The sequence below is a fragment of the Nitrospirota bacterium genome (assembly GCA_016212185.1).
Taxonomy (GTDB): domain Bacteria; phylum Nitrospirota; class Thermodesulfovibrionia; order UBA6902; family DSMQ01; genus JACRGX01.
In genome coordinates this window covers 15,997-32,936 of the sequence record JACRGX010000101.1, presented here as the reverse complement: position 1 = coordinate 32,936, position 16,940 = coordinate 15,997, and the positions used below count along the sequence as shown (strand labels likewise).

Here is a 16,940-nt window from a genome sequence, read left to right as displayed (position 1 = left end):
TGCCTTACATCGCCTGCCGCAAAAAAGCCCGGCTGTGATGTTGCCATTGCATCATCAGTGATGATGTAATTATTTTTGTTCAGCGCAGCGATATTTTTAAGAAGCTCTGTATTAGGATTATAGCCGACGTAAACGAAGACGCCTCCGACATCAAGCTTTGCGCTTTTACCGGTCTTTACATTTTTAAGAAATAATGCGGTAACGGTATCATCCCCGTCTATTTTCTCCGGCACAGAATTCCAGATGAGTTTTATCTTAGGGTTTGAAAAGGCCCGCTCTTGTATAATTTTTTCAGCCCTTAGCTGGTCCCTCCTGTGCACTATATAAACAATCTCGGCAAATTTTGTCAGGAACAGCGCCTCTTCAACTGCGGAATTGCCGCCGCCTATGACTGCCAGGCGTTTGCCCTTAAAAAATGCACCGTCGCAGACCGCGCAATATGAAACTCCCCTGCCCCTAAATTTTTCCTCTCCGTCAATATTCAGCGGCTTCGGGTTTGCGCCTGTGCAGAGGATTATGCTCTTTGCCTCATAAGCTTCTCCGTTTTCAAACAGCACCTTTTTTATCTTGCCGTCTATTGAAATTTCCCGGACACTGCCTTGAATAATCTCAAGTCCGAACTTTTTTGCCTGTTTTTCCATCCGCTGGGAAAGTTCAATGCCGGAGACAGCCTCATCAAAACCAGGATAGTTTTCAATCCATTCTGTGGTTGTGACCTGACCGCCGGCAAAGGCCTTTTCAACAAGAAGGCTTTTAAGCCGCGCCCTTGAAGTATAAAGCCCTGCAGTAAGGCCTGCAGGGCCTCCGCCAACAATTATGACATCCCAAAGCATTTTATTTATTAAAGGAGGGAGTCTAATTTTGTCTTGAGGTGAGCCTTTGGCACTGCCCCGACTACCTGTTCCTTTGGCTGGCCGTCTTTAAAAAAGATGAGTGTCGGAATACCGGTAATTTTATAACGGCTTGCAAGGTCAGGGTTTTCATCCGTGTTAACTTTTACAAATTTTGCCTTGCCTGTATATTCTTTGGCTAATTCTTCAATTGTGGGAGCTATTGTCTTGCATGGGCCGCACCATGTGGCCCAAAAATCAACCATGACAATTCCCAGTGTTTGAACAACCTCTTTATCCCAAGACTCAGCATTTACATTTGTAATATTCTCAGACATCCCTGCATCCTCCTTAACTTAAGTAGAGATTTAGTAAATTATATTGCTTTGCAAGGGGTTTTGTCAATGAACCTTCTCTATTGTCATTCCGTACTTGTTATGGAATCCAGACGTTGTCCTCCGATTTAATCGGGGGAACCAAAACCTTTAAATACTGGATTTCCGCCTGCGCTGGAATGACGGATAAATGGGCAAAAAGAGAATCAGAGAAATTTTGACATCAGGCTGGCTGGGGTGGCTTGATTTACGATGAAAATTTATGTTATTTTTAACATTGATTTGCAACTGATAAAACGGAGGTAACACAATGAATACAATGAAGACAATGTTTTTTATGGTTATGCTTACGCTTATCCTTGTATGGGCAGGCGCTGCTTTTGGCGGCAGGTCCGGCATGACCATGGCGCTTATGTTTGCCCTTGTGATGAACCTTGTTACATACTGGTTCAGCGATAAGATTGTGCTTAAAATGTACCGCGCTAAGGAAGTAAGGGAAAACGATGCCCCTGAGCTTTTCTCAATTGTAAGAAGGCTTGCGCAGAGGGCGGAGATTCCTTTGCCAAAGGTTTATATAATTGAAGGAGACCAGCCCAATGCCTTTGCCACAGGAAGAAATCCTGAACATGCGGCAGTCGCCGTCACGAGAGGGATAATGAATATTTTGACTCGTGAGGAGCTTGAAGGCGTTATAGCCCATGAGTTGGCTCATGTAAAACACAGGGATATTCTGATAGGCACGATTGCGGCTACAATTGCCGGCGCAATAAGCTATCTTGCGCAGATGGCGCAGTGGGCCATGATATTCGGCGGAAGAAGCGATGATGATGAGGGCGGGAGTCCTTTTGCAGCGCTGGTAATGATGATTGTAGGTCCTATTGCGGCAATGCTTATTCAGATGGCTATATCCCGTTCAATGGAATACCTGGCAGATGCCGGAGGCGCAAGGATAGCCGGCAACCCGAGGAACCTTGCAAATGCGCTTAAAAAACTGCATATGGCATCCCAGAGGATACCCCTTCAGACGGCAACTCCTGCCACGGCGCATATGTTTATTGTAAATCCCTTTTCAGGCGGAGGGCTTTTAAAGCTCTTCAGCACGCATCCGCCCATGGAAGAGAGGATTGCAAGGCTTGAAAGCATGACGCTGTGAAAGACAGGGTTCGAGGGGTCAAGGATTCAAGGGTTCAAGTAATGCAATGATATTGTTGATTGTTACCTTCACTTGACCCCTTGACCGCTGGAATCCTTGAACCCTCTTATACTCTTAATTATGTCCCTTAATAAAATTGAAGCCAAAGTCCTCTCCGGAAAGCGTCTGACCTCTGATGATGCCCTGACGCTTTTTCAAAACGATGATATCTTCACCATTGGCAGGCTTGCATCGTACATTGCCCGCAAAAAAAATAAGAACAAAGTCTATTTTATCCGCAACCATCACATAAACCCCACAAACATCTGCGTCAACCGCTGTAAGTTCTGCGCATTCAGCCGCTCAAAAGGTGAAAAAGGCGCATATGAGCTGACGATTAAAGAGATTATTAAAAAGCTCAGAGCACAGGAGTCAGGAGATAAGAGAATCACAGGACGTCTCACGTCTCACGCTTTACGCCTTACACCCCTTACGTCTCACGGTCTTTCAGAGGTTCACATTGTCGGCGGGCTTCATCCTGACTGGACTTTTGATTTTTATCTTGAAATGCTCAGAGATGTTAAAAAGAACTTTCCCGACATTCACATAAAGGCTTTTACTGCGGTTGAGATAGATTATTTTTCAAAGATAAGCGGTCTAAGCCTTGCCTCTGTCCTTGCCGCATTAAAAAATGCAGGGCTTGGCTCCATGCCCGGCGGAGGGGCTGAGATATTCAATTCAGATGTTAGAAATAAAATATGCCCTGAAAAAATCACAGGCAGAAGATGGCTTGAGATTATGGAAAAGGCTCACAGCGCAGGCATTAAATCAAATGCAACAATGCTCTACGGACACCGTGAGACATACAGGCACCGTGTTGAACACATGCTTAAACTAAGGGAGCTTCAGGACAAAACCGGAGGGTTTCAGGCATTTATCCCGTTGGCGTTTCACCCCATGAACACAGAACTGGCAGTTGGGGATTCGGGATTAGGGATTAGTAATAGAATGACTTCCAACCCCCAAACCCCCAAACCCCAATCCCTATCTTTCCAAACCCCTAATCCCAGCCGTTTTACTTCAGGCATTGATGACATTAAGACAATTGCCGTATCAAGGATCTTCCTTGATAACTTCCCCCACATCAAGGCTTACTGGATAATGCTCGGCGAAAAAATTGCCCAGCTTGCGCTCCTTTTTGGCGCGGATGACCTTGACGGCACTGTAATTGAAGAAAGAATTACCCATTCAGCAGGCGCACTCTCAGGCAGTGCAATGACCAAAGATGAGCTGATAAATTTAATCCAAAAAGCAGACAAACAGCCTGTTGAGAGGGATTCGTTTTACAGACCAGGTGCGTCTGCTTGACACAATTACCCGGACAGCATTATACTTAAATCTACCCTGGGGAGGCGAATATCCGCATAAATGCCGGGTATGCCTGAGAGTCCCCCGATAAATCGGGAGAGACCCATTGAACCTGAACCGGGTAATGCCGGCGGAGGAAAAGGAGGATGCCGTATCTCTTTTCTATGAGCAATGACAGGGGATGCGGTTTTTTTGTTTGCATACCATCACGAAAAGCAGTTTAGCAGCAAATGACAGGCATCTCCTCAGAGATATCCTTGCTAAGTCCCTGAACCTGCACGCATTAAGCCTCAGGGATGTTTCATTCCTGATAAATCTCAGCGGAAAGGATTTGTGGGATGAGGTCTTTGACGTTAGCCGCAGGGTCAAGGAAAAAGTCTATGGCAGGAGAATAGTGCTTTTTGCCCCGCTATATCTTTCAAATGAATGTATAAACGACTGCCTGTACTGCGGTTTTAGAATTGGGAACAAAAAGGCAAAAAGAAAAAACCTGAGCATTGAGGAGGCGCTTAAAGAGGCGTCCCTGCTTGCCGGCAGGGGATATAAGAGGCTATTACTTGTTACGAGCGAGCATCCGAAATTATCAGGCATTGACTACCTTGAGACAATTATCAGCGCAATCTACAAAAACACAGACATAAGGATACTGCATGTCAATGCGGCGCCCATGAGTGTTGAAGATTTCAAAAGGCTCAAGGCTTCGGGCACAGGCGTTTATCAGTGCTTTCAGGAGACATACCATATCCCAACATACAGGACTCTGCATCCGTCAGGCCCAAAATCCGATTATCAATGGCGGCTTAATGTCATAGACAGGGCAATAGAGGCGGGCTTTGAGGATGTCGGAATGGGAGTGCTTCTCGGCATTTATGACTGGAGATGGGATGTGTGGGCTTTAATTGCGCACAGCAACAGGTTATTAAGAAAATACGGCTTTGGTCCGCACACGCTTTCAGCGCCGAGGCTTCAGCCTGCGGAAGGCTCGGGATTTACAGGGACAAAACATACGGTTTCAGACGATGATTTTAAAAAAATAGTTGCAATTTACCGCCTCTCTCTTCCCTACACAGGCATTGTGATTACTACGAGAGAGCCTGCAAAACTCAGGGACGAACTTTTTTTAACCGGAGCATCGCAGGTGTCCGCAGGTTCAAGGACCAGCCCCTTGGGTTACCTGAATGACAGCGATACTGCGCAGTTTGAAATAGGAGACAAAAGAAGTCTTGATGAGGTGATGAGCGCTATCGCAAGCCTCGGACTTATTCCGAGCCTCTGCACTGCCTGTTACAGGGAAGGAAGAAGCGGTGAGAAATTCAGAGAGCTTGCAGAGGGGCAGACCATTAAAAACCTGTGCCGGCAAAATGCACTGCTTACGCTTAAGGAATATGTGGAGGATTATGCGTCAGACAATGTGCGGGGGCTTTTGACAAAAAGGCTTAAAGAGGAGGCTGAGAAAATAGGCAACGGGATATTTGAGAAATTTAAGTTAATTGAACAGGGGAAAAGGGATTTGCATGTGTAATAAGTTAAGGGTTGAGAGTAAAAAGCATACATACCCCCAAAACTTTAAGCAAGCAACATTATTATTATAAGTCATGCTACAAAAAGTTTTAAGTATTTGCTTTTGAACTATTTGCAAAAGGCAGCATGACTTAAAGGTGTTGCCTTAAAGTTTTTCGGACATATATGCTTTTTACGATTTTTCTATGAAACTTAAACTAAACGGCGATATAACAGAATTTCAGGATGATATTACTGTCTCAGGGCTTTTGCAGGGCTTGAAGATTAAGTCTGCGAGGGTCGCTGTTGAGGTGAACATGAAGATTGTCAAGAAATGCGATTTTCATGCTCAGGTCCTTCGTGACGGCGATTCGGTGGAGATTGTGAATTTTGTAGGAGGAGGATGATGGGTTGAGATGCACCGGATATTCTTCTTTCGCTCATTCTCTGCCCCGAAGTATCGTCCCGAATTGTCGGGAGAGGTTTTTGCCTCTGGTTATTTTAATAAAATTTTTGACTATCGGCAAAAAAATCCGCTCAAGAAGAATATCCGGTGCATCAGGGAGAGTTAAGAGCTTGCCTGCCTCTGGCAGGTTATAAGTTAATAGTTAAAAGTTGAAAGTTAAAAACGAGTCATTCCGGTCGTAGCGACTCCTCGCGGAGATCCGCATCGGACTTGTCCGGAATCTTTTCTTAATATAAGTAATAAAGTCAGAAGGAGTACATATGGAAGATAAATTGATAATCAGGGGCATTGAGTTTAAATCCCGGCTCTGGGTTGGAACGGGAAAATATAAGAACTTTGAAGAAACACAAAGGGCAATAGAAGCGGCAGGCGCAGATGTCGTGACAGTTGCGGTAAGAAGGGTGAATATATTTGACAGGAAATCTGGAAACCTGCTTGATTTCATTGACCCTAAAAAATATAAAATCCTGCCCAATACGGCAGGCTGTTATACAATGGAAGATGCCTTAAGATATGCAAGACTTGCAAGGGAGGCAGGAATCTCTGACCTTATAAAGCTTGAGGTCATAGGCGATGAAAAGACCCTGTTCCCTGATGTCTGCGCTACGCTCAAGGCAACGGAGATTCTTGCAAAGGAGGGGTTTATGGTACTTCCTTATGTAAATGATGATCCTGTAATGGCTTTGAGGCTTGTGGATGCAGGCGCAAGCGCTGTCATGCCTCTTGCGGCGCCCATCGGCTCAGGGCTTGGCATAAGAAACCCGTACAACATAAAAATTATTCTTGAGCAGGCAAAGGTCCCGATAATTGTTGATGCGGGCGTCGGGACCGCCTCTGATACTGCTATTGCAATGGAATTGGGATGCGACGCCGTGCTTTTAAACACAGCGATTGCAGGCGCAAAAGACCCGGTTGCAATGGCTGAAGCGATGAAGTTTGCGGTAATGGCAGGAAGGCTGGCGTACAAGGCAGGAAGGATGCCCAAAAAACTCTATGCAAATGCAAGCAGTCCGTTTGAGGGAATGCTGTAAAGACAGTGAAGAGTTAAGAGTGAAGGGTGATGAATAATATAACAATGGGTGATATAACATGGTATAGACTTTTCACTCATTCTCTGCCCCGAAGTATCGGGGCATCCGAGGTTTTTGCCTCTTGATATTTTAATAAAAAATTTGACTATCGGCAAAAAAATCCGTTCAAAGTCTATACCATGTTATATCCTATATGAGTAACAAAGCAATTGATTTTAGACTTTATTTAATTACCGATAGAAAACTGTTCACTGCCTGCCTGCCGACAAGGCAGGTTCACTGTTCACTATTCACTGCCATTAAAGAGGCATTAAAAGGCGGGGCAAGGGCAATTCAACTCAGGGAAAAGGATTTAGGCACAAGGGAGCTTTTAAAACTAACGTATAAAATGAGGGAATTGACTAAAAAATACAACGCAAAACTTTTTATCAACGACAGGCTGGACATTGCGCTTGCTGTCGGGGCTGACGGAGTACACCTTGCTCAAAACAGCATCCCCGCGGATGCAGTAAGAAAGGTTGTTCACGCCTGCCTACCGGACAGGCAGGCATCACGGTTTTTAATCGGGGTTTCAACGCATTCTTTAAAAGAGGCGGTGGAGGCGGAAAAAAAGGGAGCTGATTTTATAACCTTCGGGCCGGTTTACAGAACCCCGTCAAAATTAAAATACGGCGCACCGCTCGGCAGAGAGACATTAAAAAAGACTGCAAAAAAAATAAAGATTCCGGTTTTTGCAATCGGCGGGGTGAAACTTAATAAAATCAGCGAATTAAAAGATGCAGGCGCATACGGGGTTGCAGTGATATCAGAGATTTTCAGGGCAGAGGATATAAGGGGGAAAACAAAGGAGATGATTAAGGTAATAGGAAGTATTCATAAGGCATATCTGCCTTCAAAATCTCTCTAAAGCAACAATGATTATTAGATGCCATACTGCAAAACATATTAAGATTTTCCTATAATAAATTTATGTGTGTTTCAAGTTGCAGCATGGCATGTTAAAAGGTGTTGCAATAGAGCTTTTTCAGGCAGATATGCCTTATGAATTCGGAAGGCTGAGGCATTGGGAATTATTAATATTTAACATTAAGAAAGGAATGCACAGGGTACTCACCTTTTGCTCATTCTCGTCCCGAAGTATCGTGACTCCGAGGTTTTCGCTTTCAGCGAAAAAATCCGCTCAAGGTGAATACCCTGCGCATTCTAAATATTTAGGAGGAAAAGATGACAAGAATTGAGCTTGCAAAAAAAGGAATAATCACAGAAGAGGTTAAAAAGGCAGCGGCATCAGAAGGCATTGCGCCTGAGATGTTAGCTGAAGATATTGCAGAAGGCGTGTCGGTTATTGCAAGGAACATTAACCACGACATTGCGCCTGTTGCGATAGGTAGGGGGCTTAAGACAAAAATCAATGCAAACATCGGGACATCCAAAGACATGGTGTCTATTGACGACGAGCTGCAGAAGCTTGACGTGCTTATCCAATACGGCTCTGATGCGGTCATGGACCTTTCAACAGGCGGGCCGATTAAAGACATAAGAAAACTGCTTTTAAGAAAATCCTCCATCCCGGTTGGAACGGTCCCGATATACGAGGCAGTGGTAAATACCGTTGAGACAAAAGGCTCTATTGCCAGGATGAGCGTTGACAATCTTTTCACTGCCATTGAAGAGCACGCGGAACAGGGTGTTGACTTTGTAACCGTGCACTGCGGGCTTACGAGAAAGACCATTGAGGCATTAAGAAACGAAGGCCGGATACTTGACATCGTCAGCCGCGGAGGGGCATTCCTCCTTGAGTGGATGATTTATAATGACAGGGAAAACCCGCTTTATGAAAATTATGACAGGCTGCTTGAGATTGCAAAGAAATATGACCTTACCTTAAGCTTGGGCGACGGCGCGCGCCCCGGATGCCTTGCCGATGCCACTGATGCAACACAATTGGATGAACTCCTGACGCTTGGGCAGTTAAGGGACAGGGCGGTTCAGGCAGGGGTGCAGGTAATTATTGAAGGACCGGGGCATGTCCCGCTTAATCAGGTTGAGCTTAATGTAAAAATCCAGAAGGAAATCTGCAAGGGCGCGCCGTTTTATGTGCTTGGACCCATTGTCACGGACATTGCAATGGGCTATGACCACATTGCGGCAGCCATCGGAGGCGCAGTGGCAGGTGCGGCAGGCGCTGACTTTCTCTGTTATGTAACGCCGTCAGAGCATACACGGCTTCCAAATCTTGAAGATGTCAAAGAAGGCGTCATTGCATCAAAGATAGCGGCGCATGCTGCAGATATTGCAAAAGGCGTTAAGGGCGCCATGAGTCCTGACATAGAAATGGCAAAGAGGAGAAAGGCGCTGGACTGGAACGGTCAGATAGGGCTTTCGTTTAATCCCGAAAAGATACGGCAGTGGAGAGCAGAGATCCCTCCGCAGGAATCAGAGGTCTGCAGTATGTGCGGAGAATTCTGCGCAATCAAGACCGTTGAAAAGGCGCTCAGGATGCGGTAGTTTTTCAGATAAATAGTTTATTCCACAAAAAATATCCCGTGAATAGCCGACTATTTTTTAGTCCCCCCGATTCATTTTCTTACTTGGTAAACTCTCCTGTGTCAATCCATTCCTTTTTTGTGATGGACCAGAAGTCCTCTGCAAGCCCGCTTAATATATATTCATAAGGAAGCCATCCGTAGCCCGCTTCTCCCCATCCTGCGCCCCATGAATTTCTGATAAGCAGTGCGCCTCTGATTTCCTTTCCGCAGGCGTCTGTATTTTTTATCTTCATTTTATCGTCATAGCCCACTGCCACGACCGCATGCCCGCCTGCTATTTTTTCGCCCTTGCATGGGAACGGTATCTGCCCTGTCTTTACCGACTGCTCTATGGAACTGTAAACCGCAAAGCCGAACATTGACGGATGTCCCGACGAAAGATATTTTTTTATGCGGTCCAGCAAAACGTCCTTTGGCGTTGCAGAAGGGTCGTGCCTGAAATATTTTATTGCCTGATAACTCTGTGCAAAGGCATAGCAGAATGCAGTCGGCTCTTTGTCAAAGTCAGCGGTGTTATACGGCCAGTATTCTTCAGGCGGTGTTCCGAAGAGCACAAGCGCGCCCATTGCGCTTCTTAGAAATGCGCCTGTGTCGCCTGAAAAGTGGAGGAGGTTGCGCGTTGTTTTGTAGAGGAAAAGACGGGAGGCGTCAATATATTTACCAAAGGCCCTTTTCTCATAATACTCCACCATCCCAACGCCGGCATGAGCAGTGCATGAGCCGATGGTTAGCTGGTTATCTACAGGCGAGCACCACTGCCTGAGGTCCATGGAAGAAGGTATTTTTACCCCTGACCGCAGGATGCGCGTTGGTTTAAGCGCATTGCTAATCTCGTCATGTCCCTCAGTGTAGTCCCTGAAATCAGGATAATCCGGAAGCCACCCCATTCCCAATTTTTCATAAGTATTGCACATAACCCCTCCTTATTATTTTATTAAAAAATTTAGCCGCAAAAATCATAAGGCATGTCTGCCTGAAAAAACTCTATTGCAACACCGCTGAACATGCCATACTGCAACTTGAAACATGCATAAATTTATTTAGGAAAATCTTAATATGTTTTGCAGTATGGCATCTAATAATCATTGTTGCTTTAGAGAGATTTTGAAGGTTGATATGCCTTATGCTCAATATCATTACGGAGGATTTTGGGGTGAGGGTTTATTCCTTCATCACCCTTACCATAATATCCCCGAAGCCGGGCATTCCGGTAAAGGGCGAAAGGTTTTCAGGATCAAAGAGTTCATTGATATTCGGGGTATATTCCGCGGTATGATTTAGAAATCCCACGCCTGACGCCTTTTGCCCGCCGGGGCCAAAGGCAGTTTTTATTACTCCGGGCATTATTTCTTCCGTAAGATAGACCTTGCCTCTGATTGTTTTTTTAAGCGGGTTCTCAAGAGTCACAATATCTCCGGTCTTTATACCGAGCTTTTTACCGTCTTTTGTATTGAATGCAAGTATAGGTATTGATACGGTGTCAGCCTTGAATTTGTAATCCGTAATGCGTGATGCCTGCCTGTCCTTGTCTACCGGACAGGCAGGCGGTAGGCAGGCATTATGTGTAATGGCAGAAAAATCAGGCATTGAGTATGTAAATTCATCATTCATCGGTTTCATGCACTCTGTTTCTGTTTCTGACAGATAAGGGCACACCTGTGTCATTGTCATGGCCTGATGAACCCTTCCGCTTATCAACTGGAATGGATATTTTTTGCTGATATTTTTGTATTCAGGATTTTTGGGATTCCACCTGCATTCTGACCAGTAAAAAGTCAGAGGATAATTTGTGCCGAATTTCCTGTTAAAGTTTTTAAGATAATTAAAATGAAATTCAAATTTTTTTGAGTCTGTCTTTGGATAAATCCCTGAAGGCGCACCGTCGTCTTTTTTGTACCTGTAATAACTTGCAGGCCAAACAGCCACTCCGTTATGCTCCCTGAGCCATTTTACAGTAACCGGTTCTCCCTTTTTGATTAGTTTTTTCCCCCACAGGACCGTGGGGTTGTCCGGCGCTCCGGTTATCAATGCGCCGTGAGGAAGGTCGGGGTATGGAAGCGGTTCCCCTATATTATAAAATCCGGGCGCATCTCTTAAGATATCATTTATAAAATCTTCTTCGTCTTTGTATTTCCCATTAAAATCCCCGGTCTTGATATCAGGGTCGCCGTTTTTTATCAGCGCATCAGATAAGGCGCACATTATTTCAAACTGCGTCTTTGATTCATGCAGGGGCTTTATGACCTGGTCTCTTATTGCAACCTCAGGGCTCATTGTGTAGACGTCGCTGAGCCCCATTCTCTCAAGAAAACCGGCCTCAGGAAGTATGAAGTCCGCATATTTGCCTGTGACAGTGATATGGGTGTCAATGAAGACGATTAAATCAAGCAGATAATGTTTCTCGCATCCCTCTCGCCCCTGCTTACCGGTAGGCAGGGGCGAGGAGGGATGTGTCTCATTTGCGGTTTTATCCTTCATTGTCAGCGCATCAATCCAGTCTGCGGTATTGCCTGCGGTAATAACAGGGTTTCCCGCCCTTACGAACAATGCCTTTACAGGATAGTCATATCCCTTAAACGGTCCGTGCTTTAGTCTCACGCCTTCTCTTATTTTCGCAGGCAGATCTGAGAGCACTCCTTTCCATGCGGCAGGATAATCACCGTAAAAATCCTTGTGAAGTTCGGACAGCCTGCCGGACACATCCCTGCCGTTTATCTTTCTGACAACGGTCTTTTCAAGAAACTCTGCGCCTGAAGTCCGTAACCCCTTTTTTACCTTTTGAGAGTCAATGAAGACCAGTCCTCCTGGTTTGTCCATGTTGCCTGTGACGGCGCAAAGGGCCATCATAAGCACGGAGGTTACATCCCCGTTTGTGTGATGAGCTGTGCCGTGCATCCCGATTTCAATTGCCGCCGGCTTTGTAATTCCAAAAAGGTGCGCCGCCTGCGCTATCTTTTGTTTTGCAATTCCGGTTTTTTCCTCAGCCCATTCAAGCGAAAAATAATTCATGCCGTTTGACGGGTCTGTCTGCCCGGCGTATGACAAAAACGACTTTTTAAATTCATCCCAGCCGTCTGTGTAGTTTTCTAAAAATTCGTAGTCAATGTATTTCTTTGAAGAATTATCCTGAGCGTCATTTTTTATGATGTAATGAAGCATTGCGGCAAAGAGGTCTGCGTCTGTGCCCGGTATTATCGGCAGCCACATATCAGAAAGTGCGGCGGAGTTGGTATAAGACGGGTCAGCCGCTATGTAAATACATTTATTCTCTGTCCGGGCAGCAGTGATGCCTGCAGACATATAGTTAAACCTTGTCGCAACAAACGGATTGACCCCTGCATGCAAAAGCAGTTTTATGTCATGAGTTTTTTTAAGGTGCATCCTGCCTTCTTCGTCTCTTATTAAAACAGGTCTCTGGAGGTCCGGCAGGAGCCTTTCATCACCTGCCATAATCTTCTGCCCCCATTTGCGGTTAGGGTCGCAGATACTTCCGTGATTGTAGGTGTGCGGAGTGCCGAATGCATGAAACAGCCTGTTGTACGCCTCTCTGTCAGTGACGTCGCCGCCGTCAAAAAATACGCTCTCAGGCCCGAATTTTTTCTTAATGTCTATCAATTTTTTTGCAATATAATCGCAAACCTCATCCCATGTCGCCGGCTTCCATTTATCTTCGCCTCTTTGCCCTGCCCTGATAAGCGGAGTCTTAATCCTATGCGGCGAGTATGTAAGCTGAAGCCCTGATGCGCCCTTTGCGCAGAATGCGCCGTTGTTTATCAGAGAGTGCGGATTGCCGTAAATTTTTTTCGCAATGCCGTCTTCAACAAGGACGGATGTGCCGCATTCAGAAGGGCACATTACATCTGAGGTATAGATTAACTCTGTCTCAGCGCCCTGCGTCTGAACTTCAGCGTGAGGTTCGCTCTTTTTTGAGACCCTGCGCGCATGCCTGCCGTTTGTCTGCTGATACTCTTTAAGCGGACTGCCCTCAATGCTGACTCCGGAAATATAAAACACCGAGGGGCCTGCGCCGAGTTCTGGATTTAAGACCTTTATCTGATTTTTCTTCAGGGCTGAATAAATCCCGCTCTTCTTATCATTTATGTCGCCGAAGATTATTGCCTTGCCCATACAGCTTTGTACGCATATAGGCGATAATCCGCTGAGTATCCGCTGATGGCAGAAATCGCATTTTTCAGCCCTGCCGCTGGCGTCAATTTCAATTGCATTGTAAGGGCATTTCTCACGGCACTGTCCGCAGCCGGTGCAGTTGGGACGCCGGATTTCAACCACCCCGTCATTATTTTTAAACAATGCGTCTTCTGAACATGCCTCAATGCACGGCGCGTTATCACAATGATTGCAGAGACGCGGAAGAAAAAATTTTTTAATATCAGGGTAACTGCCTGACTTAAATATCTCTACCCTGCATCTGGAGGTCCCAACCGGAATGTTATATTCTGTCTTGCATGTAATCTGGCAGGCGTAACAGCCCACACACCTTCTGAGGTCAATCAGCATTGCATAATGCTTTTGTCTGCTCATAGATTGTTTTAAGAAGAAACTGAGAACTAAGAACTAAGAAGTAAAAACTCTCTGCTGTACGGTTATTTCCCAGTTCTCAGTTCTTAGTTTCCAGTTCTTATTTATGCGATATAAGGACTTTTTTGACTGCCTTTGGAATCGGGATAAGCAAAAGGTCTTCTCTGCATATCTCAGGTTTATATGATTCATAGTCCAATATGCCGAGCTTTCTTTCAAGCCGTTGCGCAAAATGCGACATTGAATAGCATACTACCCAGAACCCTATTGCCATGCAGATGTATGCCGCAAACATCCTGTCAGGCCGGCGCTGGCTGACGATTATGCCTGCCTGTGTAAGCTCAACTATGCCGATTATATAAACCACCGAGGTGTTTTTAAACTGTGAATTAAAGAAACTGACAAAAGACGGGACCATCATTTTAAATGCCTGCGGCATAACGACAAAAAATAAGGCCTGCCAGCGGGACATGCCGGTTGATAATGCGGCATCCATCTGCCCCCTCGGCACTGCCATAAACCCCGCCCTTACTATCTCTGCCTGATAGGCGCCTGCATAGATTGAAAGCGGTATTACGGCGCTCCAGAAAAGCGGCAGGTGAAACCCCAGTACAGGGAGAAAGAAATAAAACCAGAAGACAATCATCAGCAAAGGGGTTGACCGTATGTTTTCAATGTATAATACACTGGGATATTTTATGTAACGTCTGCATGATGCTCTGCCCAACCCAAAAAATATTCCAATCAGCAAGCCGATTATGATTGAAACTATTGCAAGGGATACATTGAGGAACAATCCACCCAGAGGACCGTTGGGATAAGCCCCCAGAAGATAAAACTTCCAATTTGCAAATTGTTCAAACAAATTCATACGTTATGTTCCTGCCCGCCTTACGCTGGCGATATCAATTTTTAACAGTCTCTCGTATCTGATAATAATTCTGGCTGCAGTAAAAGCTACAAGAAGGTAAAAAGCCGTTGCCATAAAAGTGACCTCAAGCCCCCTGAATGTTATTGATTCAACCTGCTGCGTTGCCCATGTAAGCTCGGGCGCTGTTATCACCATGCACAGTGAGGTATTTTTAAAATTATGTATCATCCTCGTCCCTAAAGGAGGAAGGATTATTCTGAAGGCCTCAGGAAGTATGATGTATCTAAACTGCTGAAACCTGTTAAGGCCGGTGGAAACCGCAGCCTCTACATGCCCCCTCGGCACTGCCATAAGTCCGGTCCTGACAATATCCGAGACATATGCAGAGTTGTCAAAGGTAAGGCCAAGGATGCCTGCAATTACAGAATAATAGGCATAGCCGTGAAGTTTTTCGCCGAGGCCAAAAGGCAAAAGCTCGGGGAATACAAAATAAAAAAATAATAACCAGAACAGTCCCGGTATATTCCTGACAGTTTCAACATAAAATTTCCCCGGTATGCGGAGGAACCAGAACCTTGAAAGCCTCATTACGGCAAGTACTGTTCCTACGCACAGAGACACGATTGTAGTGACAGCCGCAATAAGAAAAGTAAGCTTTACACCTGTAATAAGCCAGTCAAGGTATGGCTGTCTGAACGGGATGCTCCAGTCAAATTCATATCTGAGATTAAAAATTTTATGCCTCCATTTTGGCTTTTGACCTGAAGGTCAATTATAAAGAGTTGCTAATCCGTCCTACTGGCCGTCAACTGAATCACCATTGCTGTTATTAACAGGAATATGCAGGATCTTACTCATAAATTCTTTTGTCCGGCTGTGCTGCGGATTTACAAAAATATCCGGCGGCCTGCCGACTTCCACAATCTCCCCCTTATCCATGAAAACTACCCTGTCTGCAACATTGCATGCAAAGCCAATCTCATGTGTAACCACAACCATCGTCATACCGCTTTGCGCCAGGGACACCATTACATCCAGCACCTCGCTTGTAAGTTCAGGGTCAAGGGCTGAGGTCGGCTCGTCAAAAAGCATTATCTTGGGCTCCATTGCAAGACTCCGCGCTATGGCAACGCGCTGCTGCTCGCCGCCTGAGAGCTGGTTTGGGAAATTGTCGCATTTCTTAATAAGTCCCACCCTCTCCATTAGTTTGCATGCCCGATCTTTAGCAGCTGGTTTACTTAATTTTTTTACCTTCATGGGAGCAAGCATTATATTCTGAATGGCAGATTTATGCGGGTACAGGTTAAGATGCTGAAAGACCACCCCTATCTCTGCCCTGAGAGAGGTAAGGTTAGTCTTTGGGTCCTGGATGGAAAACCCGTCAACGATTATCTCGCCGTCGTCAATGGGCTCAAGCTTATTAATTGTTTTTACAAGCGTGCTTTTGCCTGCGCCGCTTGGCCCGCATATGACAACAACCTCGCCGGCTTCTATCTCAAGATTTATATCTTTAAGCACATACGAGTCTTTATTAAATTTTTTGTTGACATTTATAAATTTAATCATAATTTATCTCCCCTGTGGCAAAACCACAGGGAATCTTATGTAAGGAATTTTTATTATATTCGCTCGCTTGCCCCTGTGGCAAGACCACAGGGAATACGCTCACTATCCATATTGAACCTAAAAATATACCCTCCCGGGTTCAGAAAACTTATAATATAAAAAAAATTTCATATTTTCAAATCCATTCCGTCTACAGCTTCGCACTATAATGAAAATCAGGCATTCAAAGCGCTGCGCTTTATCCTAATTGTAAACTAAACAGTGTGAAATTTCTCTTTTCTGCCGGAATAAAGCCTGCAGGGGGCAATGCTTGTTAATACGCCTATGGCGTATTAAATGCAGTAAGAAAGTTGCGGAGGCCTGTCTTTTATTGACGGAAAAAGGAGGCCCTTAAATTTTTTTGGGATGTCTGCCAAAACAGTATATCCCTGCGGTATAATCAGGCATATCAGCACCCCTGCAAGTATAAAAACGCCGCCCATTATTTTGCTCATTATTATCCTGAACAATATTATCTTCAGAGACAGCATAGAACAATCCCTGTCTCCGGAGCCGGCACAGCCCATCATCGGTATGATAAAGAGATAAGGCAAGATACAGAGGATAAGTAATATTACTGATATGTGCTTCATTCTGTGTGTTAATATTATTATCACATTTTCTAATTAGATGTCAAGCAATTAGCAGGCATCAAGCAATTAGCAGGTTGATGTTGGCTGTGTTTACAATTAAGATTAACAGGGTTAGCAAAAC

At 45.1% G+C, this 16,940-nt stretch carries 15 protein-coding genes and 1 riboswitch; of the genes, 7 read left to right on the top strand and 8 right to left on the bottom strand.

Annotation, left to right across the window (positions count from 1 at the left end; genetic code table 11):
* Positions 1 to 833 (bottom strand): thioredoxin-disulfide reductase (trxB, locus tag HZA10_11595; protein MBI5196946.1); only part of this gene is annotated, 833 nt, incomplete at its 3' end.
* An 8-nt stretch (positions 834 to 841) separates the two neighbouring features.
* Positions 842 to 1,168: a thioredoxin gene (trxA, locus tag HZA10_11590; protein ID MBI5196945.1), complete on the bottom strand. Its 327-nt coding sequence runs from the start codon at positions 1,166 to 1,168 to the stop codon at positions 842 to 844.
* 307 nt (positions 1,169 to 1,475) lie between these two features.
* On the opposite strand from trxA, the gene htpX reads away from it, so the two are divergent.
* From htpX to thiC, 7 genes are all read left to right on the top strand, one after another.
* On the top strand, positions 1,476 to 2,318 hold the full coding sequence (gene htpX, locus HZA10_11585) for a zinc metalloprotease HtpX (GenBank protein ID MBI5196944.1): 843 nt from the start codon (positions 1,476 to 1,478) through the stop codon (positions 2,316 to 2,318).
* Between the two features lie 120 nt (positions 2,319 to 2,438).
* Positions 2,439 to 3,665: a CofH family radical SAM protein gene (locus HZA10_11580; protein ID MBI5196943.1), complete on the top strand. Its 1,227-nt coding sequence runs from the start codon at positions 2,439 to 2,441 to the stop codon at positions 3,663 to 3,665.
* Between the two features lie 27 nt (positions 3,666 to 3,692).
* Positions 3,693 to 3,822: riboswitch (TPP riboswitch) on the top strand.
* A gap of 39 nt (positions 3,823 to 3,861) precedes the next feature.
* Positions 3,862 to 5,187 carry a [FeFe] hydrogenase H-cluster radical SAM maturase HydG gene (gene hydG, locus HZA10_11575; protein ID MBI5196942.1) on the top strand — a complete coding sequence of 442 codons (1,326 nt, stop codon included), beginning with the start codon at positions 3,862 to 3,864 and terminating at the stop codon, positions 5,185 to 5,187.
* Between the two features lie 184 nt (positions 5,188 to 5,371).
* A complete protein-coding gene (thiS, locus tag HZA10_11570) occupies positions 5,372 to 5,572 on the top strand; it encodes a sulfur carrier protein ThiS (protein MBI5196941.1) in 201 nt (66 codons plus the stop codon).
* 319 nt (positions 5,573 to 5,891) lie between these two features.
* The gene (locus HZA10_11565) at positions 5,892 to 6,662 is read left to right on the top strand and encodes a thiazole synthase (GenBank protein ID MBI5196940.1); all 771 of its coding nucleotides are present in this window, start codon (positions 5,892 to 5,894) and stop codon (positions 6,660 to 6,662) included.
* Between the two features lie 193 nt (positions 6,663 to 6,855).
* Positions 6,856 to 7,569, top strand: a complete 714-nt coding sequence (gene thiE / locus HZA10_11560; GenBank protein ID MBI5196939.1) for a thiamine phosphate synthase — start codon at positions 6,856 to 6,858, stop codon at positions 7,567 to 7,569.
* Between the two features lie 317 nt (positions 7,570 to 7,886).
* On the top strand, positions 7,887 to 9,170 hold the full coding sequence (thiC, locus tag HZA10_11555) for a phosphomethylpyrimidine synthase ThiC (protein ID MBI5196938.1): 1,284 nt from the start codon (positions 7,887 to 7,889) through the stop codon (positions 9,168 to 9,170).
* Positions 9,171 to 9,249: 79 nt separating this feature from the next.
* Here thiC and HZA10_11550 read toward each other — a convergent pair whose 3' ends face one another.
* The 6 genes from HZA10_11550 to HZA10_11525 all read right to left on the bottom strand — a co-directional run bounded on the left by HZA10_11550 (position 9,250) and on the right by HZA10_11525 (position 16,843).
* Positions 9,250 to 10,125, bottom strand: a complete 876-nt coding sequence (locus HZA10_11550; protein ID MBI5196937.1) for a cysteine protease — start codon at positions 10,123 to 10,125, stop codon at positions 9,250 to 9,252.
* Between the two features lie 247 nt (positions 10,126 to 10,372).
* A complete protein-coding gene (locus HZA10_11545; GenBank protein ID MBI5196936.1) occupies positions 10,373 to 13,753 on the bottom strand; it encodes a molybdopterin-dependent oxidoreductase in 3,381 nt (1,126 codons plus the stop codon).
* A gap of 97 nt (positions 13,754 to 13,850) precedes the next feature.
* Positions 13,851 to 14,621 (bottom strand): amino acid ABC transporter permease, encoded by a 771-nt coding sequence (locus HZA10_11540; protein ID MBI5196935.1) that lies wholly within the window; start codon positions 14,619 to 14,621, stop codon positions 13,851 to 13,853.
* Positions 14,622 to 14,624: 3 nt separating this feature from the next.
* Entirely contained in the window at positions 14,625 to 15,242 is a 618-nt protein-coding gene (locus tag HZA10_11535; protein MBI5196934.1) for an amino acid ABC transporter permease, read from the bottom strand.
* 174 nt (positions 15,243 to 15,416) lie between these two features.
* Complete coding sequence (locus HZA10_11530; protein MBI5196933.1) at positions 15,417 to 16,187, bottom strand: amino acid ABC transporter ATP-binding protein; 771 nt, start codon at positions 16,185 to 16,187, stop codon at positions 15,417 to 15,419.
* Positions 16,188 to 16,519: 332 nt separating this feature from the next.
* Positions 16,520 to 16,843 (bottom strand): hypothetical protein, encoded by a 324-nt coding sequence (locus HZA10_11525; GenBank protein MBI5196932.1) that lies wholly within the window; start codon positions 16,841 to 16,843, stop codon positions 16,520 to 16,522.
* Positions 16,844 to 16,940: the final 97 nt, after the last annotated feature.